Source organism: Aquimarina rubra (assembly GCF_042684305.1).
Lineage (GTDB): Bacteria > Bacteroidota > Bacteroidia > Flavobacteriales > Flavobacteriaceae > Aquimarina > Aquimarina rubra.
Genome location: NZ_JBHULE010000002.1, coordinates 647,315 through 672,981, shown reverse-complemented (window position 1 = coordinate 672,981; position 25,667 = coordinate 647,315). Strand labels below are relative to the sequence as shown.

The following is a 25,667-nucleotide window of genomic DNA, read 5'->3' as shown; positions in this document are numbered from 1 at the left end:
TAATTTTGCATAAAATATATTAGAAATGGCAAATAAAAGAAACCTAAAGAAGGATATTAACTACGTATTAGGCGATATTATTGAGGAAGTGTATATCTGGGAAGAAAATAATCCGGATAAGGATAAAAAAGAAGCAGAAGTGATTATTGACGAGGCTATTACATCTTTTGACTCATTTATGGCTAGAGTTAGTGACCGAAATGTAGAAAATGCATCAAAGCATTTCAAGTCTATCAAGCAAGATTTAGAAGAAACAGCAAAATCTTTAGCTGAAAAAGTAAATTCACTATAATTTTTTTAAAAAAGTATTTGCAAATATGATTACAGAAATTATATTTGCAACCGCTTTGCCGATATAGCTCAGCTGGCTAGAGCAGCTGATTTGTAATCAGCAGGTCGTGGGTTCGAGTCCCTCTATCGGCTCTTTAAAGTGTAAATCCCAATTTCGAAAGGAGTTGGGATTTTTTCATGTACTATAATTGTGATGGACGAGAAGTTTATCCTGAGCTTGACTGCCGGCAGGGCAGGCATTAGTCGAAGGGAGTCCCTCTATCGGCTCTTTAAAGTGTAAATCCCAATTTCGAAAGAAGCTGGGATTTTTTTATGTACTATAATTGTGATGGACGAGAAGTTTATCCTGAGCTTGACTGCCGGCAGGGCAGGCATTAGTCGAAGGGAGTTCCTCTATCGGCTCTTTAAAGTGTAAATCCCAATTTCGAAAGGAGTTGGGATTTTTTATGGAACTATAATTGTGATGGACGAGAAGTTTATCCTGAGCTTGACTGCCGGGAGGGCAGGCATTAGTCGAAGGGAGTCCCTTTATCGGCTCTTTAAAGTGTAAATCCCAATTTCAAAAGAAGTTGGGATTTTTTATGGAACTATAATGATGTGTAATGTGTTTTTGTTAAATATAGAGTCGAATACATTTTAGACATCCATTCTATAAGTGATTGAGAATAACATAAAGATATTATACAGTGAATTAGAAGTAAGGTTTGCTCTCTTCGGTCAGTTCAGGTGAATAGAACAAAAAAATTATCAATTACATCAATTATTTTTCAGTTTAGTATGTACTTGAGAAGCTTAAAAATCATCTAAATTCAAGAAAATAAGCAATTAAAGAAATCTCTAAGGAATCTAGTTTTAATCTATAGAATTCCTCGAAGTAGAGAATCGAGGATTATTTCTTATATAAAAAATATTTTTTATGCTTATTATGAGAAAGCGGATGATAAGCTATCATGTTTTAACTAGAATTAAAGTAAGTAATCAACCGGAACTAGTAGGTTCTAAAACTAATTATGGTGCTAACTTGTTTACTAGTAATTCTTTGATTATGCCTATATCTAACTTTAAGATTCATCAAAAAATGGAGAAAGAGAGAAAAAAATTAAATCTGGATAAAACTAATGTAGCTAAATTAACAGACCTTAATAAAATTAAAGGTGGTGGAGGTGATAGTCATCACTGCACTACTGCTATTTGCGAGTTTAAAAAATTATTCGGTCTGATTAAATAGTTTTTAGTAGTTTAAAATAGACAGTATCTAAAATTGTGTAAACAGAATTCTAGATACTGTCATTTTTTTTAAATTATCTACTGTTTATAATTCAATTTTCCTTCTTTGCTTCAACTCTTTCCGCTTCTTTAGCTCTACGCTCCTCAATGTATTCAGTAAGTTGTTTTCCGTATATTGATTTTCTAACTCTTGGAGATAAAGAATTTGCTACTGTATCAAGGTATTTGATATTGGCATCAAAAACTTCATTAAGCGTTATATACGGAGCTACTTCTAGCTTTTTGTTGTTAATAGCAAAGTTAATTGTATATAGATATTTCTGTCTTAACAAGTTTTTATAAGCCTTGTCATTTTCGGCTAATTTTTCTTCGTCATTTTGCTTCTTAGCTTCATAATCTTCTTTTATGATTCTTAGATTTCTTTCTTTGAATCGTTTATTCATCTTATTATACTCAATCAACTTGGCCTGGTTCTTACCTCCAGCAATAATTGCATCTTTTTCAAAACTGTTTAAAGAAGTATTGATAGTGATTTCTCCTGGTTCGGCAAAAAAATCGATACGATCATTAAATTGTGTACCATCATGCTTATCCAAAAATAGGTAGTGAATCTCTGGTTCCTGAACATCCGTTTGAAATGTAAATTGAGGATCTCCATCTATAATCAACGAATCCAGATTTACTAAAATAGTATCCTGTATCTTTTGAAGGTATAAAGTCCCTTTTTTAAGTCCCTTCACAGTTCCACTTATAGAAACATTTCCTTTTTTCTTTGGAGTGCTGCAGCTTAGTATAAGAATAGAAACAAATAGTATGGTCAAAAATCGTTGCATTGATGGTTTTTTAATTTTGAAAAATTGGAGTACAAAGATGCTATAAATTCGATTGAAAAACTAACTTCCTGAGGCAATTTGCATCAATATAGTACACAAAATTGCACCATATGTTCCTACTACATATCCAAATACTGCTAATAGTACTCCTACGGTAGCAAGAGAAGGATGAAAAGCTGCAGCAACTACGGGAGCAGAGGCTGCTCCACCTATATTTGCTTTACTACCTACTGCAAGGAAAAAGTAAGGTGCTTTTATAATTTTGGCGACTATAATAAGTAACAATACATGTATCAACATCCAAACCAATCCGATACCAATAAGTCCGGGATTTTTGAATATCTGAGTTAAATCCATTTTCATACCAATAGTTGCGACCAATACATAAATAAAGATACTTCCTATTTTACTGGCTCCGGCGCCTTCATACTTTTTTGCTTTGGTATACGATAATAAAATTCCAATGGCAGTCGCTATAGTAATCATCCAGAAAAATTGTGATGTAAAAGATGATAATGCCGAGCTTTTGTCATTAAAAACTTCAAAATTATCAGATAAGAAGCCAGACATACCATTGGCTCCCCAATGTGCTAAGCCTACGGTAGTAAATCCAATAGATAACATAACCATATAATCGGTTAATGTCGGATTTCTAGTGATACTCTCCGAATAGGAAGATACCTTTTCTTTAAGGGATTCTATAGCGCTACTATCTGCTTTTAGCCAACGATCAATTTTTTTACTTTTTCCAATACCAATAAGTAGTATAGCCATCCATATTTGAGCGACCACAATATCCACTAATACCATACCACCATATTTATCAGGATTGTATTCATAAATCTCTAGCATCGCTGCTTGATTGGCACCTCCACCAATCCAACTACCGGCAAGTGTGGATAAACCTCTCCAGACTGCATCAAATCCGGCACCGCCAACAGTTTCTGGTGAGAATATAGAGATGATTAATATGGCCAAAGGACCACCAATAATAACCCCTACGGTACCAGTAAAGAACATTATCAATGCCTTTGGACCCAGATTGAAAATTCCTTTTAGATCAATACTTAAAGTCATTAAAACTAATGATGCTGGTAATAAATACCTGCTGGCTATATAATATACGTTGGATGATTTTTTTATAAGTTCTCCGTTGGTATCTAATTCTTTCCATTCAGGAGCAATGATTCCAAGAGAAGTAAATATAGCTGGAATAAAATAGCAAAGTAAAAGCGCAGGTACAAATTTGTAAAATCCTTGCCAAAAACTTGTTTTAATAGAGGATGTATAAAAAACTAAACCTAAGCATAGTAATAGTATTCCAAAAACGATAGTATCATTGGTGAAAAAGGGAACATTTTCCATAGTGTGAGTTCATTTTTTATGAGATGGGATGCAAAATACAATTTTTGCACTAAAATAGAATAAGAAGCTTTTTACTTGTCAATCATTAATCCAGCTTTTTAAAACGGCAATTTGCGTATCTGTAGCATTAGGGTTTTGTTTTAAAACTACCTTTTCTACAGTAGGTTTTATGACTTTAGAGGTAAGCTTCAATACATTTTGATCTCGTTCAATAATAAAAGTAATATCATCATTGATATTCCACTTGTTAGAGTCACTAAAAAGATCATAAATGTTTTTGATTGTATATTTTTTGTTATCGATCCCTAACAAAACATCTCCTCCTTTTATTCCTGCCTTTTTTAGAAAGTTATTGCGTTCAGCCCCAGCAGTAAAAACTACTTTTTTTGTTGCTTCAGAACCTCTTATAAATGGTTCCTGTTCATGAATGAAGTATCCAGAAGGAATTTTTATAGTATTGTATATTAAACCGGCACTTTCCAAATAAAAACCATAATTAATTGGAGTATTATTTACGACGTGAGTATTTAAAAAATCAGCAACTTCAGGATATGAAACCTCTTTTATTACATCTATAAGTTCTTCATCTTTAAAAGGTTTGTCGCTTCCAAATCTGCCTGATAAACCGCGTATTAGATCTACAATACCATAAGCTCCATTACTCTTTTTGCGCATAATAATATCTATACACATAGAAATAAGAGCTCCCTTTTCATAAACATTACGATAATTTTCGAGATATGGGTCTTGTAATATGTTTTCACTCATTTGTGTAAAGGAAAGAGTATTGTCAAAGTTTTTAGCATTATTTATTTTTTCCAAAATACGCTCAAAAAAATCTTCTTTACTGATAAGAGCTTGATTGATTTGGAACAATAATGAGAAATATTCTGTTGTTCCCTCATACAACCACAAATGTTTTGACATTTTGGGATTGTTGTAGTCAAAATCATGAATTTCTTCAGAATGAATGCTTAGCGGTGTTACTATATGAAAAAACTCGTGAGAAACTACATCTGTGAGCGATTCATTCAGTTTTTGTAACGGTATGGACTCCGGAAGTACAACTAACGTAGAGGTGTTATGCTCTAGCGCTCCAAAACCCTTAGCATCATCGCTCTTGGCGGAGGATAGATATAGTAAAACACTATATTTTTTGGTTGTATTTATTTGCCCTAAGAAGTTCTTTTGTGCTCTAATCATTCGTTCCATTTGTGGCATCAATTGCGCTGCACGATGTAGATTATTTGGAGAATATACACTTAGTAAAACCTCGATCTCATTAATGGTAAAGGTTACTTGATCAGGAACAGAGTACATTATGGGAGTATCTGCTAAATCAGCATATCTTTTAAAAATAAAAAGATCTGTATCATAGTTAGCACCTACCTGTGGTTCTTTAGGCAAATATTCTGATAATGAAGTGGAGGCTTCCATATTTATAGGGTGCTTGATGAAAAGATTGTATTTTCTTTCCTTCATTTTGTCAAAATATCCAACAAAGGCATACAGATTGAGAATAAAATTTTTATTTTCTAAGATGTTGGTGCCCGTTGGGGAAAATATTTGGTGAGAATCTTCTGTGTCAAAAGTGTCATTTACTAAGTAAGTTATAGAACTTAACTCTGTGGAATTATTAATTTTCCATCGATTATCACCATACTTTGTTACCTGTAATTCGTTTCCCTGAATATCAAAAGCTTTGAATTCTTCAATGTATTTTCCGTAGTTATTATTTTGGTATGTGCCAGGAACAATTTTTGGTAAGAAGTAACTAATGGTATCCGTATTTATTGTCGTTATTTTAAGTGATACTTTTACTTTATCATCAATAATATCTACTAAATCCAAAGATGCAATAACAGGGGATGTATCCACTTTTACAGAAGATTCTGTGGATTTGCAACCTGCTACAAAATTTAGAATAACAATGTAAAGAACTAAAGTTCTAACCAGATTAATTTTTCTTAGCACAAGTATCAAATATTGTTTTTAATATAGGTAGCTACACCATCTTCTTTTCCGGAAAGGGTAACTATATCAGCAATTTTTAAGGTTTCAGGCTTAGCATTGGCAACGGCAACTCCGGTGCCAACAGCTTTTATCATAGCAATATCGTTATAATTATCGCCAAATGCTACTGCTTCTGATAGAGAAATTTTATAATGTTTATTAAGTAGCAATTCGATAGCAGTTAATTTTGAAATACTTTTATGAGCAACTTCTATATAGGTTGGTTTGGATCGATATAAATGCAATGTGTCACTAAAGTTAGATTCTAAAAACTCAAATGCTTCATCGATATATTTTTCATCACCCATACACATAATTTTATGAGCTCCTTTTTTTTCTATTTCCCAGGTTTCAATAACTCTTTCGGTAGATTTTACTACCGGAGTTACTTTAGTGTTTTGTGCCTCTCTATTTGCCCAAAAATCCATTTGTGGCACAAACCAATCGTCATCATGATATAAACTTATATGAAATAAATTGTCTTTGTTGAACGTATGAAGCGCTTGTATGATATCCGTAGAGATAAAAGTAGAATGAATCGGTTTTTTATCAACTAATATTAGTCCGCCATTATAGCAAATTAATGGTAGATGTGTGATCTCAAGTTCTTCTTGTAAATGCGTCATAGCCTTTGGCATACGAGAGGAAATCAATATCACCGGAATAGTGTTTTTTATGCGTTTTATTTCCGAAATGGTGAAGTCCGATAGTTCTCGTTCAGCATTAAGAAGCGTTCCATCGATATCAGAAAAAACAATGCGATGTGGATTCAATTCAATCAGGGTTAGTAATTTTTGGGATTAGCTATTTTTTTACGAAGTTAATAATAGTATTGATAACTTCTGGCATTATTTTAAGCCAGTATTCATTATACGATTTATGATTCTCTAGTCTACTGCCTTTTATTTCTCTGAGAACGTGATTCATATTTTCAATAAGCACGTATTCGGCATTTGGAACAGCTTCCTTTAATTTTTCTGCTTCCGAAACTTCAACCTGTAGATCTTTATCACCTTGAATGATCAGAATAGGGATATCTAGGTTTTTTATTTCTTCTGAAGGCGTATACTGTATCCACGATTTCATAAAAGGTTGTAACTTATAACTAAAAATAGACTCTAGTGCAGGGTCATAATTAGCAGCTCTTCCTTTTTCTTTAAGGTCCTGAAAAGCCACAGCAGCACTCTTGTCTAGTCCGGGTGCTTGCTTTTCTAGTTGTTGGACAACAATTTGATCTACGGATTGTGCATTTCCTGCTATGGATATAAAGCCATCCACATTGTTTTGTGCGGCAATCATACCTATTAAAGACCCCTGACCATGACCGGCTAAAACTATTTTTGTGTAATTTCCATTTTTTCGAAAATAATCTACAGCAGATTTAGTATCCTCAATAAAATGATCAAGAGAAATTTCATGTTCCTGAATACCAAAAGCATCAATTTTAAAAAGCCTTTTGTCATATCGATAAGAAGCAACACCTTGTTTGGCAAGTTCAATGGCTAATAATTTAAAAGCGTCATTCTTAGACATTCGGTCGTTTCCTTCTCTATTGATCGCACCGGCATCCATAATAAATATGATTAGAGGAACACTATCATCAGAGTAAGGCGTTGCCAGTGTTCCTTCTATAAAGCGATTTACTCTGACAACAGCAGAGTTGTATTCTTTTTCTTCTTTCTCTTGTGCTTGACAAAATGTTGTAATGGCAATCAGTAGAATTGAAAACCGTATTTTCATATTTGGGGATTTAAAGAATGTGTATTTGTGAAACGTCAAATACGATACCATATTTTTTAATTCTAGTATTTTAAATAAATTATTCTCTGTTAAAAATCACATTTAACGATTCACTAACATACCCTTTTTTATCTTTGCTGCAAAATATAAACTAATGAATACTCGATACATTATACTTTTCTTATTGTTAACTATCTCTTTTAAAGGATTTTCTATTGCCGATGATTGGGGAAAAACAGGGCATAGGGTTACAGGTGAGATTGCGGAGAGTTACCTTACCGAAAAAGCTAAAAGAAATATTGCTAAACTTTTAAAAGGACAGGGCTTAGCCTTTGTTTCAATTTATGCAGATGAAATAAAAAGTGATAACAGGTATAGAGAATATGGTCCTTGGCATTATGTGAATTTTTCTTTTGATAAAAAATATGGTGAAGAAACTCCTAGTGAACGCGGTGATTTAGTTCAAGGAATACAAAAATGTATAGAGGTACTAAAAAGTGAAACTTCTTCTGAAGAAGATAAAGAGTTTTATCTAAAAATGTTAGTGCATTTTATTGGCGATTTACATCAACCACTGCACGTTGGTAGAGGAGAAGATAAAGGGGGTAATGATATTCAGGTACGATGGTTTAAAGAAGGATCAAACTTGCATAGAGTTTGGGATAGTGAGATGATTGATTATTATAAAATGAGCTATACAGAATTGGCAAATAATGCAGATGAATTATCTTTATTAGAGGTAGAAGCAATAGAAAAAGGAGATGTTTTGGATTGGATTTATGAATCTCAAAACTTAGCTAAAAAAGTATATGCATCTGCCAATGTAGGAGAGAAGTTAGGCTATAAATATATGTATAATCATTTTCCAACGGTAAGGGCTCAATTGCAAAAAGGAGGGATTCGCTTAGCCAAAATATTAAATAGTATTTTTGGGTAATAGAAATCTTGACTATTCACTGACAGCCAGATCTTTTCGATATTGTTTGGGGGACATAGAGAAATACTTCTTGAAGGTTTTGGTCAGATGACTTTCATCAGTATATCCTAATTGATATGCGATTTCTGCTATCGTAAACTCAGTGTTTTGTAATCTGTATTCTACAAGTTTCATTTTATACTTGGTTACATACTGATGGATTGACTCTCCGGTAGCTTTTTTAAAATAGGTGCTGATAGAACTCTGAGACATATTAAACTTATCTGCCATATAGCTAATCTTAGTAAGATCATTGTCATATACATTTTGCCTTATATGTCCAAGTATTTGGTCAATGCGAGAGTCATTAATGGATACATTACGGTTATGTGTATTGTATTTAGCAGAAATATTCCGAACAATGATGCTTAGTATCGTACTAATCGCATTAGAAATGATTTCCTGATAATATATTTTTTCATTTTTAAATTCCTCCATGACCACATTATGAATATCCCAAATGATTCTCCGGTCTTCCTCATGAGAAATTACATCTCCAGGGATAATATTTGGATGGTGCAGAAGTTGCTCGATTCTCTGTAACCAGTATTTCCTATCGGGTAAGTTCACTTTACTGGAAAATAAAAGTTCTGTAAACTTAAAATGTGTAAATACAGAGTGTTTTTCTATTTCAAAATGATGTGTATCTTCGGGTGCTAAAAGAAATATATCATCCTTTTTATAACGAAATCTAACGCCATTAATAGTGTGATAACCGTTTCCACTCTCAACAAAAATAATTTCAAAATAATTATGATTATGTGGTTCCGCTTCCCATTTATCAAATGAATATTGATGTACAACAAAGGTTTCGTGTAAGGTATAACGATTCATAATCAAGTCTTTTGTTTTAAAGTTACAAAAATAAAATCAAAACAAATCAGTTGTTTTTTTACTTGTATTTTTAAACGAAAACGTTTGATGTTGTTGATAATTAATTAGTTGCTGTTTTTTTATACAAGTTGAATCTATAATTTTACAAGTATATATCGAATAGTGGTTGATATTTTTGCATTAGGAAATTTTAACACAAATCTTCGATGAAACTTAGGGTTTACTTGTACACAACAGTGCGAATATTGTTTGGTGTATTTTTGGTGCTACATAGTATGTATAATGTAATTCTATATGCTGATTTTTTGCAGGGTTTAGAAATGTATTTTACAAAAACAACTTTGTTTGATTATGAATTTGTAAAAACGTTTGCGCCTCTAGTTCCTTTTGAAGAATTTACTATTGGATTGTTTCTGATCATAGGTTTTTCTACTAGAAGAGTATTGATGGGGGCTGCATTATTATTTTCTTTTTTAGTATTCTTCCTATTAGACGCCAATTCAATAAATCTGTCATTGATCCATCTCGTTTTTTTCCTAATTAGTTTTATATTATGGAAAAAAGAACATTATAATTTAAAGTCAATGGATTATTCCAGAGGCGTACACGTAATGGTATAGCTTTTAGAATGATCAACCAATTATGATCGATTTTATTTAACTTTAAAATTCTTGGGTATAGTATTCAGTTTTAATGAATAATTCTAAAAGTAAGATTAATCCTGGGTTTGGTTATTTTTTTGGATTTTGGGATTTGATGTAACCAGTTTTCCTGTGTTTTTCCGCGCATTATCAGTAAACTACCATGTTGTAACAAGATTTTTTGTTTAAGATTTTTCGTACGGTGTTTGAAGTGAAACCATCTTTCCTCTCCGAGACTTACAGACGCTATTAGAGGTTCAGGACCCAATTCTTTTTCGTTATCCGCATGCCATCCGTTACTGTCCTGACCATCTCGATAGAGATTAAGTAGACAGGTCGTAAATGTATTTGAGCTTACTAGTTCTATTTTTTCTTTGATCAATAGTAATTCATCCGTAAATAGATGAGGTGTCATAGTAATATTAGAATAGGTGTATGTGTTTTTATTAGAAGCATACAAGGCAGTAAGACGTGGTTGTTTGTAAACTTTACCAAAGACTTTAATATCATCCTGCTGCCATTGTATGGTTTCCATCAATGTCTTAAATAATTGATCTGCCTGATTACTGTCGTAGAAATGTGGATAATAACAAACATCGCCATCGGGCATTTTTAATTGAATAGGGCTGTTTTGAGAAGCAAATAAGTCCAATATATATCAAAATTTATAGGTATGAATGTGCCCAGTATATTAATCCAAACTGAAGAAATATTCTAAAAATAAGTACTGATTTAGGTAAATTAAGACTTGCTTTTTTGTTTACCAGCATGTGGATATGCACTGGAAAAAAAACAAGCAACATACCAATAATTGCCCATATTGAAAATGATCTAGTCTGTATAAAAAGAATACCTATTCCAGCCAATATTTCGGCAATGCCACTAAGGTAAACGAGTTGTCTGTGGTAAGGAATATATAAAGGCATAATTCTCATAAATGCCTTCGGTTTAATTAAATGAAAGATACCTGCTAAAATGAAAACTCCTGATAAAATATATAAGTGCCAATTCATTAAACTCCGGTAGTTTTTTCCTTTCCAGCACTACTTAATGCAAAATCTTTACTTCTGGTCATGTTTCTTATATAGCTCACTTTTCTAAATCTCAAAGCAGTCCAATCCTCATCAATAGCTACTTGTCTTACAGGTTCTAAATTGTAATCTCCCAAAACTCCCCAGCCGTGGTCTCGCGTAATTTCCGAAGTATATTTTTTAGAACTTTTTTTTGGGTAGGCAAACCATAGTATTGCATCTCCAACTAGTTTAGGATATATAGTTTCAATTCGGTTTTCTATTTGTTTTTTTTCGGTTACAAAAACCAGTGCAAAATCGACTTCAGATACCTGTATTAGAGATTCTTTAATGATAACACCTTTTAGACAATCTAACTCTTCACAAAATCCTTCTGGTTCATTAAGTATTAATATTTCATCCAAAGTAGGAGGAAGTTGTAATTTTTTAAACAGCGCAGTCATGGTAGAGAATTTTAATTAGAATAAGTTGTGTTTATTAAAGATACAAAAAAATACTGTTAAGATCCTTCATTTTAACGTAATCCTATTGTATCATTTTTATGGAATTCAACAATCGATGTAGTTATTTCTCAACACTATTTCTCTTTTAGATAGTTACGCAAAAAAACGAATACTTTTTCATTCACCTCGTTTGTTAAAAGTTTAGAGGCACTTAGTATTTTGTGCGCGATAATGGTAAAAGTATTTACTAATATAGTATTCACTTTTAAACCTAACACAGACTTAACTATGAAAAACTATTCCAAATTTAATGTTCCATTTCTGCTTGGATTGATCATAAGTATATTATTTCTTTCTTGTGAAACACAAGATTTTGAATCCAATGAAGAGCAAAACCTGTATGATAATTTTATGTTGGAGCAAGCTTTTCCGGATGAAACTGGAGAATTACTCAGAATAACATTAGATGGCGATGAGGTAGATGTAGAAAGTATCAACAAGCATTATATACTGGAGGGTGATATTAAGATTATGCTTTCTGACAATAATAAAAGTGTTGGAAGAATCGGTGGTCGATGGCCCAATAATACGGTATACTATTCAATTCAAAGTGGGTTGACAAATCAAGCCAGAATAACGAATGCCATTGCTCATTGGGAGTCTAAGACAGCTTTACGATTTGTACAACGTACCAATCAAGCAAACTATGTCTATTTCAGAAGTGGATCAGGTTGTTCTTCTTATGTGGGACGCATTGGTGGTAGACAAGATATTACGTTGGCCAATGGTTGTTCTACCGGAAATACAATTCACGAGATTGGTCACGCAATAGGATTATGGCATGAGCAAAGTAGAAAAGATAGGGATCAGTATATAAAAGTATTGTTCGAAAATATACAAAGTGGTAAAGAATTTAATTTTAGAACCTACCAGGAACAAGGCCAAGATGGTAATGAGTATACCTCTAGCTTAGATTTAGGAAGTATCATGATGTATGGATCCTATGCGTTTTCGAAAAATGGTCAACCTACAATAGTTCGTACCAATGGAAATACTTACAATGCACAACGTAATGGTCTATCCAATAGTGATGTAATCGGAATCAATAAAATGTATCCTCCGGTAACTTCGGGTAATACGGTCGAATTGAGAGGAAATAACGGTAAGTATGTAAGTAGTGAAAATGGAAGTAAACCGATGAACTGTAACAGAACAACTGCACAAGGTTGGGAAAAGTTTCAGGTAATAACACTTAGTGGAGGAAAAGTAGCGTTAAAGGGAAGCAATGGTAAATATGTGAGTAGCGAAAATGGTAATAAACCTATTACCTGTAATAGAACTCAAATAGGTTCTTGGGAACAATTTACGTTGGTAAGCCGAGGCGGAAATACATATGCATTAAGAGGTAATAATGGCAAATACATAAGTTCAGAAAACGGGTTGCAATCTATGACCTGTAATAGAACGGCTATAGGAAACTGGGAAGAATTCGTAATTTCGGGATTGTAAATTTTACTGAATTTGTGAATGAAAAAACACCGCAAGTATTGCGGTGTTTTTTTGTTTACTACGTTGTTCTTTCTTAGTCGATTATTTTGGAATTTTCGGGATCATCAAATAATTCACCTTCGTCTTCTAAAAAAGTAATATCAGTAATAGTAGCTTCTCCTAACTTATCGGTCATTCCTTTTTCTGAAGTCCAGCCATAAAATTCCCACTTAGTCGCAAATGGGATATCATCTACAGTAGTGAATTCTTTGTACTGTATCGCATGTGGATCAGCTTCTGCCTTTGAGGTATCACCATCACTTCCAAACGTTACGATATATGCAGCTGCTTGGAGCGCTTTAGTTTTTGGATCTGCATAGATAACATACCAGTCATCCGGAGCATCACCGGTTCCTGCTTCAAAAGTTAGTTTAGCGGTACTATGTTTGGTATTATTAAGCATTCTGTCATCTTGCATTTCCCATTGAGTGCCGGGATCACTTAACTTATAAGGTAACCCAAAAAAATAAGTCCAGGTAAACATATCAAACCGCGCTCCTTGATCGTTAGCATCCGCTGGACACAAGTAGACATTTTCTCCATCGTAGATCAATTTACTGTCATCTTTTTTGTCAATTCTAATTTTTGATGAATTGGTTAGCATCGTAATCTTTCCATCCAAATGTTCTTTTCCATTAAAAATAATGTTGGCATAAAAGCTAACTGCCTTGTGTTGTGAAAATTTATCTTTCTTATGTGCTTTCTCTATGCTTTTGATAAAATGATCAGTAATGGATAAGGCCCCATTGCCAATACCGCCATCAGGTTCTACAGCAATAGCGTCTTCATTTTCTTTTACTTCAGGTTCCTTGTTTTCTTCTTTTTTGTTTTGATTACAACTCAATACGGTAATGGAGAGTAGTACTATAAAAAATCTTTTCATGGTGAGGTTATTTGTGTTATAACTCTAAAGTACTAAAACCATAAATAGTAGTATAATCTTTATGAAAATTGTAACAGATATTCGAAGGGGATGAATTTTTAAAAAGTTTTTATTTTGTTAAATCTCAGAGATCATGTAACAAAAACGGTAGGTTGATTACTAATAGCATAGATATCTACATTGTTTACAATCAATATTATAAACAAATGAAATGTGCCAAAAGAGCTAATTCTAGATCAACAAAAATGTTCAATGGCAAATTCCACCTGACAATTAAAAAATAAAACAGAACAGATGAAACAATTATTTAAAACAGTATGGGGGACATTCTTAGTAGTGTTATGTATGTCATTTACCCAAACGTACGGACAAGAGGTAATAGGAACCTGGAAAGGAAAACTATCTGTGCAAGGTACAGAAGTACCCTTAGTATTTCATATTGAAGAAAACGAAGGAGCTTTATCTTCTAAAATGGATAGCCCTGCTCAAGGTGCAACCGGAATTCCAATGGATGCAACAGTCTTTGAAAACAATCAATTAACTTTGACGTTTAAACAAGCAGGGATCAAATATGTGGCATCCCTTGAAAATAATAAACTAAAAGGAACTTTTTATCAAAGCGGAATGGAATTACCATTAGAAATGGAAAAATCAGAGAAAACAATACCAGGAAATCCAGCATTGGTTTCTTCTGATACAGAATTAGAAAAGATGGCAAATTTGGATCAAGGGAATTATCAATATTCTGTTGAAGATTATTTTGCGAAACCCAAAGCCAGAAGTTTTCAGTTTTCTCCAAACGGAAAATATCTTTCTTACAGAGAAAAAGATGAGAATAGTAAAAACCATGTATATGTTAAAGAAATAGCAACAGACAAGGTTACTCGTGTAATCGAGGAAAAAGAAGAGCTGATTAGAGGATATGGTTGGGCTAATAACGAACGATTGGTGTATGTGATGGATAAAGGCGGAAATGAAGATTATCATCTTTTTGCGGCAAATATAGATGGTACTGATCAGAAAGAATTAACTCCTTATGAAGGAGTACAGGTTAATATTTTAGAAGGGTTAAAAGAAGATGAGGATCACATGATCATCTCAATGAATAAAAACAATAAACAAATCTTCGAACCTTATAAAATTAATATTGTTACAGGAGAAATTAAACAATTGTTTAAGAATGAGGATGCCGCTAATCCTATTGCGGGATATAACTTCGATAAAGATGGAAATCTTAGAGGATACGGTAAGATAAGAGATGGAGTAAATGTGGATTTTTATTATGCTAAGGAAGAAGGTAAATACGAAATCATTAAAAAAATGAACTGGAAGGATACCTTCTCGATTCTAAATTATGATTACTCCACAGAAAACCCTCACGACGCCTATGTAGTCTCGAATCTGGAAACAGATAAAGCTCAGATTTATTTATACGATCTTAAAGCTGATAAAGTAATCAAAAAATTGTTTTCTAACGATAATTACGATGTGTCTAACCTTTCGTTATCACGAAAAAGAGGGTATGAATTAGATTATTTCTCATATGAAGGAGAAAAAAGAGTAATCGTTCCTGTAAGTGATTACTATAAAAAACTACACAAAAGGATTACCAAAGAATTTCCGGATCATCAGTATTCAATTTCTGGAAAAACTGACGAAGAAGATAAATATTTGATCTTTTTACGAAGTGATAAATTGTATGGAGTGTATTATTCTTATGATGCTGTAAAAGATGAGTTTAAGTTATTATATAATTTAATGCCTCAGCTAAAGGAGAATGATATGGCAGAGATGCGCCCGATTACTTTTAAAAGTAGAGATGGATTAACGATACACGGATATATTACCTTACCAAAAGAAGCGATACAAGGTAAAAAAGTACCGTTGGTTGTAAATCCACATGGAGGACCGCAGGGCATCAGAGATTCTTGGGGATTCAATCGGGAGGCACAATTATTTGCGAGCAGAGGGTATGCCACTTTAAAAGTTAATTTTAGAATATCAGGAGGGTATGGTCGAGAATTTCTGGAAAGCGGATTTAAACAAATAGGAAGAAAAGCCATGGATGATGTAGAAGACGGATTACAGTATGTAATTGATCAAGGTTGGATAGATAAAGATAGAGTAGCAATTTATGGAGCTAGTCACGGCGGTTATGCCGTGTTACGCGGACTCTCCAAAACCCCTGATTTATATGCTTGTGGTGTGGATTATGTGGGAGTTTCGAATTTGTTCACTTTTATGAAGACGTTTCCACCTTATTGGAAACCATATTTAAAAATCATAAAAGAGATTTGGTATGATGAAGACGTAGCTGAAGAAAAAGCTATTATGGAAGAAGTGTCTCCGGTATATCAAATTGATAAAATCAAAAAGCCATTGTTTGTGGTACAAGGAGCAAATGATCCTAGAGTTAATATTGATGAATCAGATCAGATTGTAAAAGCATTAAGAGAGAAAGGATTTGATGTGCCTTATATGGTTCGATATGACGAAGGTCACGGTTTCGGTAAAGAGGAAAACTCTATCGCTATGTATAAAGCTATGATGGGATTCTATGCCAAACATATTGGTAAAAAAGAAACTACAAAACCTGTTAAGGGATAATCAAGTAAAACTGATTAAAAAAAAGGAATTACTTATCCTTTTTTGATAAGTAGTAAAAACCTCCTGAAAACTTGGGTCAGGAGGTTTTTCATTTAAGTACCACATCCTGAGAAACGAATTATTTTGATAATATTTCTAAAAGCGATGCTTCAAAAAAAGTGTAATCAGCCATTTTTAGTTCCTCTTCTCCTGGGTTTTTTATATGAGGCAAACCATAATCGATGTTGCGAATTATCGCGTTTTTGTCAATAATTATATTTCTCGGAAACGCTTTACTTCCAAGAACATTTTTCAAAAAAGGTTCTGCATCTACCAGATGTTCAAAATTATAGTCATGTGTTTTTAAAAATTGCTTGGTTTCCTCTTTACTATCCAAAGTCATAGATAAAAAGATTACTTGATCTTTATATTTGTCTTTTAGTTTGTTTAATTCAGGCATCTCTTCTACACAAGGTTTACATCCATTAAACCAAGTGTTTAAAAAAACAACTTTTCCTTTTAAATCATCAAGAGTAATTGTTTTATTGTTTAAATTTTTTAATTCAAAAGGAGGGAATGGATCACCAACTTTCACGTTTATATCTGCTCGTTGAGCATATAAAGAAAAAGTACTGGCGAATAAAATGAATATTACAGAACGCATTTTTTTTAAATTATTAATTGGTCAAACAATATAGTGCATTTATTCAATTTCCTGTTCCGATCTCAATTCTTTCAATAAATGCTCTTCATCTTTTACTATAGTATTGGGATGAGGTTTTTCCTGTTTAGCAAAGAATCTGGGAAACAAATTAATGTATCGATTAAAAGTGTCTATTTCTACATCCACAAGTTCTATGTCCTGATTTTCAACTAAGGTGTCCACGAGATCTCGATAATACGTTACATTATCCATGATGCTTTCAAAATTTTCTTGTTGTCGTTTGTAGGATAAGCTTTCGAAGTATACTAGTTGTTCTTGATATTTTTTAGCTAGTTGTTTCCAGAGAGCTCTCGCTTTTTCTTTTTTATCAATTCGATAATAATTATCTACAAAAGAGTGTAATGGAGTATAATATTCATAGATATCCAAAGGCATTTTTTCTATTCCCAGATCCAGGATTTCTTCAGCTTTTAATAATTGATCTTCCTTAATCAACTGATCGGCGAGTCTACCAAGATTGGTTCTATAAGATATTCCATTTCTTCTGGTTTCTGTGTCATGATAAATTTCTGTACTATCTCCATTTCCCCAATCCCATGCTTTGACATTTTTATACATCACATCGGTATCAACTCTTCCTAATTGATAGGGGTTTGATGGATTCACCTTTGTTTTTATAGGAACGAGTTTATAGGTCATTCCGTCTAATTGTAAATAATCTTTCATCCAGATATAATCATCATCTCCAAAACTACCACCCGTAAAATAAATGGGTCGTTCCCAATTGTTATTGGCAATAATATCTAACATGACCAATCTATGTTTAGGGATATAATTACCTTTCAGATGGATATCAATATAAGGCACAATGTTGTCTGCATCTTTTTCAGATACTATTCCGTTTTTTAATACAGCTTCCTTATCAACAGGTATTCGTATATTCCTTGTTGGAAAGGTAGAAACTACTTTTCCGTTCATGAGTTCCCCTTTGGTTCTGTCATCATCGGATGTGATCCAGCGCATCCAGTTTTTGATGTGCATGGTATCTTTGGTTACCGCTTTGTAGAAGACTGCATCATTATTACCATATGCGTAAAATTTATGATCTAATTGTGAAGGCACAGGTTTGCTCTTATACGCTGCTTTTTTCATTTGATCTACGTACCAATCTGTTGCTAATAGATTAGTAATGAGAATGCGTATATCTGTTCGATACTCTTCTATTTCTTGCACATACCATAAGGGGAAACTATCATTATCGCCAATAGAAAAAAGAATGGCATCTTTCTGACAAGAAGATAAATACGTTTTTGCGGATGATTGAGCTGTATATCGATCGGATCGATCGTGATCATCCCAGTTTTGAGAAATCAATAAAGAAGGTGCACCTAACAATGAAATAATGATTGTAAGATAAACAGCTTTTTTAGGATTAATTTGATCTTTTATTATGTCAAAAAGCGCATAGACACCAAACGCAATCCAAATGGCAAACACATAAAACGAACCTACTAGAGCATAATCTCTTTCTCTGGGCTCAAAGGGTCTTTCATTAAGATATATTTTTAAGGATAATCCTGTAAACAAAAAGAACATAAACAATACCCAGAAGTTCTTTTTATCATGCTTCAGTTGAAAAACTAATCCAATCAAACCCAAAATAAGAGGAATGAAGTAATATGTATTTCTAGCTTTGTTTTTTACAGCATCATTTGGTAAGTTATTTTGTGATCCAAGACGCGCTTCATCAATAAAAGAAACTCCACTAAGCCAATTACCGTGTAAAGAAGATAACTTTCCTTGAACATCATCTTGTCTGCCAACAAAATTCCACATAAAATAGCGCCAATACATATAGTTAATTTGGTACTGAAATAAATAGGATACATTATCCCAAAATGAAGGCGGTTCTACATTCAAAAACTGACCAAATGATTCTAAAAATTTGTGATAGTCACTGTAGTCTAATTCTCCCGATGCAAATTTCTTTCTAAAATCAATAACGGTATCCACCAGTTCCTTTTCGTCTTGATATTCTTCTTTGATAGAGAATTTCAGCGGTCCACTAAATAACATATAATTACTGATATGCTCGGTACTCCACATTCTTGGTAATAAAGTTTTATGATTGTTATCTAAATTCTGTCGAGCATTTTTCCAATCATTGACAACCACATATTTTTCTGTATTTAGATCTTTTTCGTATTTAGGTTTATCGTCTAGGTACGGTTCGTGTTCATCCAGATTTCCATAGATCTCGGTAAATTGAGGACCATAAAACAGATACGTTTTTGGGTATTGCTCCAGATTGTAGTACGCTAGTAGTTCTCTGGCATTGTTTGGGTTGTTTTCATTAATCACGGTGCCAGCATTTGCTCTAATCGGAATCATTAACCAGCTAGAGAACCCAATCAAAATAAAAAGAATACAAAGCAAGGAAGTATGGATCCATGGATAGGATTTCTTTCTGGTGTATTTTAATCCGAGATAAAAACTGATTATTAAACTTATACCGGCAATAATAGTTCCCGAATGAAATGGTAACCCTATAGAATTGACAAAGAAGATTTCTAAAACTCCAAAATAGGTAAGGGTATAGGGTAACAGCAATTTAAAAATGAACAATAATACTGCGATCACAATGATATTGGCGATGATGAAATTTTTGAGAGTTATGGTTTTATAATTTTTAAAATAGTAAAGTAAACCAATAGCCGGAATCGAGAGTAATCCCATAAAATGAACACCAAAGGATAATCCAACAATAAAAGAAATTAGAATAATCCATTTGTTTCCCTGCGATTCATTCATGTCTCTTTGCCATAATAATCCTAGATAGAAAAGCACCGACAGAATACAAGTTGCCATCGCATACACTTCTGCTTCTACTGCATTGAACCAAAAACTATCTGTAAAGGCAAAAGCTAATGATCCTGTAACTCCGCTTCCGAGTATGGCAATAGAAGTACTTTTTGTAAGATTTGATTTGGCTCTTGCCAAATTAGTGAGTAATATGGTAATTGACCAAAACATAAAAAGTATGGTAAATGCACTTGCAATTCCTGATGTAATGTTCAATGTGTATGCAATCTGTTCTGGGTCTGTAGCAAAAACCGAAGCAAAAGCGCCAATCATCTGAAATAGGGGAGCACCTGGAGGATGTCCAATTTGTAATTTGGATGATGCAGAAATATATTCTCCTACATCCCAAAAACTATTAGTGGGTTCTGCAGTATTTACATAGACCAGCAAAGAAATAAGAAATACGGTCCAGCCCAGTATAAGATTCCATTTTTTGAAATGAGATATATTCATTTGATTGTCTTTTCAGAAAATCAAATGAATAATAAATGTTACTAAAATTACAGTGAGAGTAGTCGTAATAAAGTACTAGTACGGGTATGATTTAAAGAATTTTGTCTAAACAACTGTGATTTTCTCTTGTTGACGAGAGCTAAATAATCGAGCGGATTTATGTAGAGGTTAATAGAGAGGTATTTGTTGAATCAAAATTGCATTGGAAGATGGCCAAGTAAGAGATGTGTTATTGTACTAAGATGATTTTACTTAAATGATCATATGCTTTGCGTAATGATGAAGTCTCAAAGCACTATTCTAAATTTACTTTAGAACCTCACTACACAACTAAACAAGTATTGGTGTTGAGAACCTGAATCAAGTTCTTGTTGACAGACGAGTATCATTACGTTTTATAAATTTTCGACTTACTTATTAATTATTTCTTAAAGAGAAGTAGTCTGTCGATAAATTACGTTAATCTACTTAATTTGAAGAGGTGTTTATAATAGTTTACCGCTAAAAATCCTACAAATTTATAGAAATAGCTGGTTTTCTGTACGGTAAAACCGTAAAAATTGTGTAGTTCATCGGTTTAAAAAATCACTTTATCTAAAAGTTTTTAAAACATTTTACTGCAATGTTTTTTCGTCTTAAATTTACATCAGTTAAGCAAAGTAACTTTAAGCCCCCAATACTATGAAAACTATATTTTTTACTATCGCAGTTTTATTTTCTACACTTACCATCTCTGCACAAGAAACTGATCATCAGGAGTGTAATGTTAAGGTAGAAAACGTAAAAAGCTCTAAGGTTGATTTTTTCAAAGCTTTGGTAAAAGCTAATAATTTTGACATAACAATAAAGGATAGTAGAAAAGAAGTTACTTCAAATATAAATACTACAAAAACTGAATTTTACAAAAGTTTATTAGAAAAAACTGGTTTTAAAACGGATCTTAAAAAGACTACTAGATTAACAGAAGTTTTAGAGAGAAAAGAAGATACTAAGAAAATGATTCAAAAGAATGCTGTGGTAAGCTTAATACCATAGTAATACATCATAAAAATATAAAACATAGTATGACTCCTTCATTTTGAAGGAGTTTTTTTTTGCTCTAGCGATACCTTAGATGTTTTAAATAATGCGAACTCGACATAAGAAAATTCACGGCAGTCAAAGTGATTCTTCTCGGGAGAACGGTATTGGAGATCTGTCTTACCGGCAGCCGGGGAAGTAAATTTTTAAGCAAAAGCCTTGTCATCGTCAGTTTACCTGATGGTAAGCAGGCTTGTCGAAGTGTTTATTTACTTTTAAGCAATAATTCCTTACGACTGCTGATGTGTAATTTACTGTAAATGTTGGAGATATGTGTTTTTACGGTATTGATACTAATAAACAGTTCATTTGCAATTTCTTTATTGCTTTTTCCGGAAATGATCAACTCCTTAATCGTATTTTCTTGTTTGCTTAAGGGGACTAAAATGTCTTTTTGTTGATGTCTTTTTCTTTTTACAACCAAAAAAATAAGAGTAATAATTACCAATCCTGCAATACCATTTAAAAGCACGCTGATAGAATATTTTTTTTCGGTTTTTTCCTGATGCACCAAAGAAAGTTTATTTTCAAGATATATGAATAAAGCAGGATCAATGTCACTGGATTTTAATTCTTTTAATAAGCCGACATAATAAGAGGTATTTTCTTTAATATCCTTTTCTAATAATTTCTTTTCATCAAGTTTTTTGATACTTATCAATTTTACCAAAAGAATCTGGAGAGAGTCTTTTACATATCCTTTGGTTCTAAGCAAGTATTCTTCTGTATCAAAATCATCGTGCAAACTTTCAAACTTAGATTCGAATTTTTTTAATTGTTGCCATTCTTTGTGAGCCTTATTATTGGTTGTGTAAGAATCAAAAAGAGATGTTCCTTTTTCAAAATAGATGGAATCATTCTTTGATAAAATGAATAGCTTAGAGTTTTTAGTTATGGCCGAGCCTCTTGATGCTGTTTTAATCGGATTGATGTGAACTCTATATATGTTATCATTATTGTCAAACCATTTTTGGTCAAAAGAGAAGTAACCTTCTTTAGAAATAACTGAAGAAGCGACTGGTATATACGTATGGCCATTAGCGGTGCCATTTAATCGTACTTCACTTAAATGCACTTTTTGCTCCCAATTTTTCGGGTTTTCCAGATGTAAATATCCAGAAACACTTTTCTGGCTATTTACCTTGAATCCCAAGGATATTATGAATATAAAAAGATAAATTTCGCTTCTCATTTTCTTATGTCTTAATAAATACGAATCTTGTTATAAAAGTAATAAAATATATAACAACCATATTACAAATAAAAACCGCTTCAACTGAATCAAACAGTGAAGCGGTTCTATATCTAAATTCTAAAAGCGCAGCCTCTAAAAATCTAACGATCCAGAAGCGGAAGCGTTTCTAACATTATTTAATCATCTCAAAACTACGTTTGATAAATTCAGTCAATTCTTCACCTTTTAGTAAATTTTGAGAAAGTCTTGCAAGATCCAGTGATTGTTTAATCAAACGTTCTTTCTTTTTATCCGTTTTAGTATCTTTTATTTGACCAATTAGCTCGTGATTGGTGTTTACGATCAGATTATACATCTCTGGCATATTGCCAAACATGTTCATTCCGCCACCGCCGGTCTGTTGCATCTCTTTCATACGACGCATAAATTCTGGTTGCGTAATCATAAACGGAGAAGCGTTACTATCCATAGCTTCTAACTGAACCGTATATTTCTCAGCAGGAATTACCTTTTCCAGATCCACTTTTAGAGCGTCTTTTTCTTCATCAGATAGTTTAGAAATAGTTTCCTCGTCTTTTTTGATCAGGTTATCAATGTGATCACCATCAACACGCACAAAAGAGATGTTTTCTTTACTAGTTTCTAATTTCTGAATCAGATGCGAAACGATTGGAGAATCCAATAATAACACTTCGTATCCCTTATCTTTTGCTGCAGATATATAAGCGTGTTGCTCATCTTTGTCAGAAGCATAAAGAATAACTAACTTATTATCCTTATCTGTTTGGTTTTCTTTAATTTTTTCCTGTAATTCTTCAAAAGTAAAATAGGTGTCATCAACGGTTGGATATAGTGCGAATTTATCAGCTTTTTCGAAGAATTTATCCTCAGAGAGCATTCCATATTCTATGACTACTTTAATATCATTCCATTTCTTTTCAAAATCCTCTCTGTCATTTTTGAATAAAGAATTAAGTTTATCAGCTACTTTACGCGTGATGTAACTAGAGATTTTCTTTACAGCACCATCAGCTTGTAAATAGGATCTCGAAACATTTAATGGAATATCCGGAGAATCAATAACACCGCGAAGCATCGTTAAAAATTCCGGAACGATACCTTCCACATTGTCTGTTACAAAAACTTGGTTTTGATACAACTGAATTCTATCTTTTTGGAAATTCATATCCTGACCAAGCTTCGGGAAATATAAAATTCCTGTTAGATTGAATGGATAATCTACATTAAGATGAATGTTAAATAAAGGCTCTTCGAACTGCATCGGATACAATTCGCGGTAGAATCCTTTATAATCTTCATCCTTTAAATCAGCAGGTTGCTTAGTCCAGGCTGGATTAGGATTATTGATAATGTTATCCACTTCCTGTGTAGGAGCAGGATCTTCTTCTTTTGCTTCTTCAGGTTTTGGCAATGTTTCTGTCTTGGTTCCGAATTTAATCGGTACAGGCATAAACTTATTGTATTTTATCAATAACTCACTAATTCTGTTCTCTTCAAGGAATTCCACATCATCTTCCCCGATATGTAAAATAATTTCTGTTCCTCTTTCCGTTTTATCATGAGGCTCTATGGTGTAAGTAGGAGAACCATCGCAAGTCCAGTGAGCTGCAGGCTCATCCTTATAAGATTTGGTTATGATCTCCACTTTGTTGGCTACCATAAACGCAGAATAGAAACCAAGACCAAAATGACCAATGATTCCAGAATCTTTCGCACTGTCCTTATATTTTTCTAAAAATTCTTCTGCACCAGAGAAAGCTACTTGGTTAATGTATTTTTCTACCTCTTCGGCTGTCATACCTATTCCTTGGTCGATGATATGAAGAAGCTTATTTTCTTTATCAACTTTTACTTCAATCTTTGGATCACCATATGCTACTTTAGCTTCGCCAATGTTAGTTAGGTGTTTAAGTTTTAGGGTTGCGTCTGTCGCATTGGATATCAATTCTCGTAAAAAGATCTCGTGATCAGAATACAAGAATTTTTTAATCAAAGGAAAAATGTTTTCTACCGATACATTAATACTTCCTGTTGCCATGTTTTTATATTTTAATTTTAATTATCACTACTAATCCTTGTATAGTCAAAAAAAATACCAATTCTATAAGGCTGACAAACTGACACTGAAATAAAAATATAAACTCTGGGATGTAAGAATAATGTGGACTTTTCGTCTATGATTTAGTGCTAAAATTAAGTTTCATTTTTTATGAAACAACTTTAACAATTTTTTTGTTTAGGTTTTTTTAAAAAAAGTTAAACAATGATTATATTTACACTGTAAAATAATAATTATGGCAGCATCTAATAAGAAACAAACGGTAGATAGTCAATATATCATTACTAAGTATATGAATTATGTTTTGGAACATGATGAATATCCAAAATCGGTGTTCAAGTTCTGCAAAGAATCAAAAATTAAAGAAGAAGAATTTTATCAATTCTTTGGTAGTTTAAATAGTGTGAATAAAGGAATTTGGAATACTTTTTTTAGTACCACAATTGATGCTATGAATTCGAATAAAGAATATGGAGCTTTGTCTAGTAAAGATAAAATGTTGACATTTTTTTACACGTTTTTTGAGTTGCTAACACTTAATAGAAGCTATGTATTAATGACGTTGAACTATCACGAAATGCCTCTTAAAAATATGGGGCAGTTAAAAGGTTTACGAAAGCATATCAAGGATTTTGCGAAGGAATTGATTGAAATTGATAATGAAGACAAAATGTTTAAAATAGCGAAGAACCCTACACCGGTTTATTCCGAAGGAGCTTGGCTTCAATTTTTATTTCTTTTAAAATTTTGGATGGATGATGAGTCTGCTGGGTTTGAAAAAACAGATGTGGCTATAGAGAAATCAGTGAATACAATTTTTGATTTGTTTGATAATACGCCGTTGAGTAGCGTACTAGATTTTGGAAAATTCCTTTGGAAGGAAAAAGCAATGTGGAATTAATGGTTTTTAGCCATAAATGTA

The 25,667-nt window shown here is 32.9% G+C and carries 22 protein-coding genes and 1 tRNA gene; 9 read left to right on the top strand and 14 right to left on the bottom strand.

What is annotated here, in order from left to right:
• The first annotated feature begins 25 nt into the window (after positions 1 to 25).
• The 3 genes from ACFSR1_RS03465 (at position 26) to ACFSR1_RS03455 (ending at position 1,519) form a co-directional block, all read left to right on the top strand.
• Positions 26 to 292, top strand: coding sequence for a hypothetical protein (locus tag ACFSR1_RS03465; RefSeq protein ID WP_378289654.1), 267 nt, complete (start codon positions 26 to 28; stop codon positions 290 to 292).
• A gap of 57 nt (positions 293 to 349) precedes the next feature.
• Positions 350 to 423 (top strand) — tRNA-Thr (locus ACFSR1_RS03460).
• A 784-nt stretch (positions 424 to 1,207) separates the two neighbouring features.
• Positions 1,208 to 1,519, top strand: coding sequence for a hypothetical protein (locus ACFSR1_RS03455; protein WP_378289652.1), 312 nt, complete (start codon positions 1,208 to 1,210; stop codon positions 1,517 to 1,519).
• 91 nt (positions 1,520 to 1,610) lie between these two features.
• Here the strand turns inward: ACFSR1_RS03455 and ACFSR1_RS03450 are convergent, their stop codons facing one another.
• The 5 genes from ACFSR1_RS03450 to ACFSR1_RS03430 all read right to left on the bottom strand — a co-directional run bounded on the left by ACFSR1_RS03450 (position 1,611) and on the right by ACFSR1_RS03430 (position 7,469).
• Entirely contained in the window at positions 1,611 to 2,351 is a 741-nt protein-coding gene (locus ACFSR1_RS03450) for a DUF4369 domain-containing protein (protein ID WP_378289650.1), read from the bottom strand.
• 60 nt (positions 2,352 to 2,411) lie between these two features.
• Positions 2,412 to 3,716, bottom strand: coding sequence for a DUF819 family protein (locus ACFSR1_RS03445; protein WP_378289648.1), 1,305 nt, complete (start codon positions 3,714 to 3,716; stop codon positions 2,412 to 2,414).
• A gap of 78 nt (positions 3,717 to 3,794) precedes the next feature.
• Positions 3,795 to 5,690, bottom strand: a complete 1,896-nt coding sequence (locus ACFSR1_RS03440; protein WP_378289646.1) for a M61 family metallopeptidase — start codon at positions 5,688 to 5,690, stop codon at positions 3,795 to 3,797.
• Positions 5,691 to 5,695: 5 nt separating this feature from the next.
• Complete coding sequence (locus ACFSR1_RS03435) at positions 5,696 to 6,502, bottom strand: HAD family hydrolase (protein WP_378289644.1); 807 nt, start codon at positions 6,500 to 6,502, stop codon at positions 5,696 to 5,698.
• Between the two features lie 31 nt (positions 6,503 to 6,533).
• Complete coding sequence (locus ACFSR1_RS03430) at positions 6,534 to 7,469, bottom strand: alpha/beta hydrolase (protein ID WP_378289642.1); 936 nt, start codon at positions 7,467 to 7,469, stop codon at positions 6,534 to 6,536.
• A 154-nt stretch (positions 7,470 to 7,623) separates the two neighbouring features.
• On the opposite strand from ACFSR1_RS03430, the gene ACFSR1_RS03425 reads away from it, so the two are divergent.
• Entirely contained in the window at positions 7,624 to 8,406 is a 783-nt protein-coding gene (locus ACFSR1_RS03425; RefSeq protein WP_378289640.1) for a S1/P1 nuclease, read from the top strand.
• 12 nt (positions 8,407 to 8,418) lie between these two features.
• Here ACFSR1_RS03425 and ACFSR1_RS03420 read toward each other — a convergent pair whose 3' ends face one another.
• A complete protein-coding gene (locus ACFSR1_RS03420; protein ID WP_378289638.1) occupies positions 8,419 to 9,279 on the bottom strand; it encodes an AraC family transcriptional regulator in 861 nt (286 codons plus the stop codon).
• Positions 9,280 to 9,485: 206 nt separating this feature from the next.
• On the opposite strand from ACFSR1_RS03420, the gene ACFSR1_RS03415 reads away from it, so the two are divergent.
• The gene (locus ACFSR1_RS03415) at positions 9,486 to 9,899 is read left to right on the top strand and encodes a hypothetical protein (protein ID WP_378289637.1); all 414 of its coding nucleotides are present in this window, start codon (positions 9,486 to 9,488) and stop codon (positions 9,897 to 9,899) included.
• A 70-nt stretch (positions 9,900 to 9,969) separates the two neighbouring features.
• Here ACFSR1_RS03415 and ACFSR1_RS03410 read toward each other — a convergent pair whose 3' ends face one another.
• Genes ACFSR1_RS03410 through ACFSR1_RS03400 form a run of 3 tightly spaced genes read right to left on the bottom strand, consistent with a single transcriptional unit; the run spans position 9,970 to position 11,394 of the window.
• Positions 9,970 to 10,572, bottom strand: a complete 603-nt coding sequence (locus ACFSR1_RS03410; protein WP_378289635.1) for an alpha-ketoglutarate-dependent dioxygenase AlkB family protein — start codon at positions 10,570 to 10,572, stop codon at positions 9,970 to 9,972.
• 13 nt (positions 10,573 to 10,585) lie between these two features.
• Positions 10,586 to 10,933, bottom strand: coding sequence for a DoxX family protein (locus ACFSR1_RS03405; RefSeq protein WP_378289633.1), 348 nt, complete (start codon positions 10,931 to 10,933; stop codon positions 10,586 to 10,588).
• Positions 10,933 to 11,394 (bottom strand): hypothetical protein, encoded by a 462-nt coding sequence (locus ACFSR1_RS03400; protein WP_378289631.1) that lies wholly within the window; start codon positions 11,392 to 11,394, stop codon positions 10,933 to 10,935. The genes ACFSR1_RS03405 and ACFSR1_RS03400 overlap by 1 nt, the downstream gene beginning before the upstream one ends.
• A gap of 288 nt (positions 11,395 to 11,682) precedes the next feature.
• On the opposite strand from ACFSR1_RS03400, the gene ACFSR1_RS03395 reads away from it, so the two are divergent.
• Positions 11,683 to 12,903: a M12 family metallopeptidase gene (locus tag ACFSR1_RS03395; protein WP_378289629.1), complete on the top strand. Its 1,221-nt coding sequence runs from the start codon at positions 11,683 to 11,685 to the stop codon at positions 12,901 to 12,903.
• A 73-nt stretch (positions 12,904 to 12,976) separates the two neighbouring features.
• Here ACFSR1_RS03395 and ACFSR1_RS03390 read toward each other — a convergent pair whose 3' ends face one another.
• On the bottom strand, positions 12,977 to 13,825 hold the full coding sequence (locus ACFSR1_RS03390; protein WP_378289627.1) for a DUF6503 family protein: 849 nt from the start codon (positions 13,823 to 13,825) through the stop codon (positions 12,977 to 12,979).
• A 345-nt stretch (positions 13,826 to 14,170) separates the two neighbouring features.
• Between ACFSR1_RS03390 and ACFSR1_RS03385 the strand changes: the two genes are divergently transcribed.
• On the top strand, positions 14,171 to 16,432 hold the full coding sequence (locus tag ACFSR1_RS03385; protein ID WP_378289685.1) for a S9 family peptidase: 2,262 nt from the start codon (positions 14,171 to 14,173) through the stop codon (positions 16,430 to 16,432).
• 118 nt (positions 16,433 to 16,550) lie between these two features.
• Here the strand turns inward: ACFSR1_RS03385 and ACFSR1_RS03380 are convergent, their stop codons facing one another.
• The gene (locus ACFSR1_RS03380; protein ID WP_378289625.1) at positions 16,551 to 17,075 is read right to left on the bottom strand and encodes a TlpA family protein disulfide reductase; all 525 of its coding nucleotides are present in this window, start codon (positions 17,073 to 17,075) and stop codon (positions 16,551 to 16,553) included.
• A gap of 39 nt (positions 17,076 to 17,114) precedes the next feature.
• Positions 17,115 to 20,390, bottom strand: coding sequence for a glycosyltransferase family 117 protein (locus ACFSR1_RS03375; RefSeq protein ID WP_378289623.1), 3,276 nt, complete (start codon positions 20,388 to 20,390; stop codon positions 17,115 to 17,117).
• A gap of 681 nt (positions 20,391 to 21,071) precedes the next feature.
• Here ACFSR1_RS03375 and ACFSR1_RS03370 point away from each other — a divergent pair.
• Entirely contained in the window at positions 21,072 to 21,425 is a 354-nt protein-coding gene (locus tag ACFSR1_RS03370; RefSeq protein WP_378289621.1) for a hypothetical protein, read from the top strand.
• A 250-nt stretch (positions 21,426 to 21,675) separates the two neighbouring features.
• On the opposite strand, the gene ACFSR1_RS03365 is transcribed toward ACFSR1_RS03370, so the two are convergent.
• Positions 21,676 to 22,662 carry a response regulator transcription factor gene (locus ACFSR1_RS03365; protein ID WP_378289619.1) on the bottom strand — a complete coding sequence of 329 codons (987 nt, stop codon included), beginning with the start codon at positions 22,660 to 22,662 and terminating at the stop codon, positions 21,676 to 21,678.
• Between the two features lie 175 nt (positions 22,663 to 22,837).
• On the bottom strand, positions 22,838 to 24,724 hold the full coding sequence (gene htpG / locus ACFSR1_RS03360; protein ID WP_378289617.1) for a molecular chaperone HtpG: 1,887 nt from the start codon (positions 24,722 to 24,724) through the stop codon (positions 22,838 to 22,840).
• 256 nt (positions 24,725 to 24,980) lie between these two features.
• Between htpG and ACFSR1_RS03355 the strand changes: the two genes are divergently transcribed.
• Positions 24,981 to 25,646 (top strand): TetR family transcriptional regulator C-terminal domain-containing protein, encoded by a 666-nt coding sequence (locus ACFSR1_RS03355; RefSeq protein WP_378289615.1) that lies wholly within the window; start codon positions 24,981 to 24,983, stop codon positions 25,644 to 25,646.
• The last annotated feature ends 21 nt before the right edge of the window (positions 25,647 to 25,667 follow it).

What these genes read in the sequence shown, in the direction of transcription:
- ACFSR1_RS03465 (WP_378289654.1), top strand. Translation starts at nt 26, where the DNA reads ATGGCAAATAAAAGAAACCTAAAGAAGGATATTAACTACGTATTAGGC.
- ACFSR1_RS03455 (WP_378289652.1), top strand. Translation starts at nt 1,208, where the DNA reads ATGCTTATTATGAGAAAGCGGATGATAAGCTATCATGTTTTAACTAGA.
- ACFSR1_RS03450 (WP_378289650.1), bottom strand. Translation starts at nt 2,351, where the DNA reads ATGCAACGATTTTTGACCATACTATTTGTTTCTATTCTTATACTAAGC.
- ACFSR1_RS03445 (WP_378289648.1), bottom strand. Translation starts at nt 3,716, where the DNA reads ATGGAAAATGTTCCCTTTTTCACCAATGATACTATCGTTTTTGGAATA.
- ACFSR1_RS03430 (WP_378289642.1), bottom strand. Translation starts at nt 7,469, where the DNA reads ATGAAAATACGGTTTTCAATTCTACTGATTGCCATTACAACATTTTGT.
- ACFSR1_RS03425 (WP_378289640.1), top strand. Translation starts at nt 7,624, where the DNA reads ATGAATACTCGATACATTATACTTTTCTTATTGTTAACTATCTCTTTT.
- ACFSR1_RS03420 (WP_378289638.1), bottom strand. Translation starts at nt 9,279, where the DNA reads ATGAATCGTTATACCTTACACGAAACCTTTGTTGTACATCAATATTCA.
- ACFSR1_RS03415 (WP_378289637.1), top strand. Translation starts at nt 9,486, where the DNA reads ATGAAACTTAGGGTTTACTTGTACACAACAGTGCGAATATTGTTTGGT.
- ACFSR1_RS03405 (WP_378289633.1), bottom strand. Translation starts at nt 10,933, where the DNA reads ATGAATTGGCACTTATATATTTTATCAGGAGTTTTCATTTTAGCAGGT.
- ACFSR1_RS03400 (WP_378289631.1), bottom strand. Translation starts at nt 11,394, where the DNA reads ATGACTGCGCTGTTTAAAAAATTACAACTTCCTCCTACTTTGGATGAA.
- ACFSR1_RS03395 (WP_378289629.1), top strand. Translation starts at nt 11,683, where the DNA reads ATGAAAAACTATTCCAAATTTAATGTTCCATTTCTGCTTGGATTGATC.
- ACFSR1_RS03390 (WP_378289627.1), bottom strand. Translation starts at nt 13,825, where the DNA reads ATGAAAAGATTTTTTATAGTACTACTCTCCATTACCGTATTGAGTTGT.
- ACFSR1_RS03385 (WP_378289685.1), top strand. Translation starts at nt 14,171, where the DNA reads ATGTCATTTACCCAAACGTACGGACAAGAGGTAATAGGAACCTGGAAA.
- ACFSR1_RS03380 (WP_378289625.1), bottom strand. Translation starts at nt 17,075, where the DNA reads ATGCGTTCTGTAATATTCATTTTATTCGCCAGTACTTTTTCTTTATAT.
- ACFSR1_RS03375 (WP_378289623.1), bottom strand. Translation starts at nt 20,390, where the DNA reads ATGAATATATCTCATTTCAAAAAATGGAATCTTATACTGGGCTGGACC.
- ACFSR1_RS03370 (WP_378289621.1), top strand. Translation starts at nt 21,072, where the DNA reads ATGAAAACTATATTTTTTACTATCGCAGTTTTATTTTCTACACTTACC.
- ACFSR1_RS03365 (WP_378289619.1), bottom strand. Translation starts at nt 22,662, where the DNA reads ATGAGAAGCGAAATTTATCTTTTTATATTCATAATATCCTTGGGATTC.
- htpG (WP_378289617.1), bottom strand. Translation starts at nt 24,724, where the DNA reads ATGGCAACAGGAAGTATTAATGTATCGGTAGAAAACATTTTTCCTTTG.
- ACFSR1_RS03355 (WP_378289615.1), top strand. Translation starts at nt 24,981, where the DNA reads ATGGCAGCATCTAATAAGAAACAAACGGTAGATAGTCAATATATCATT.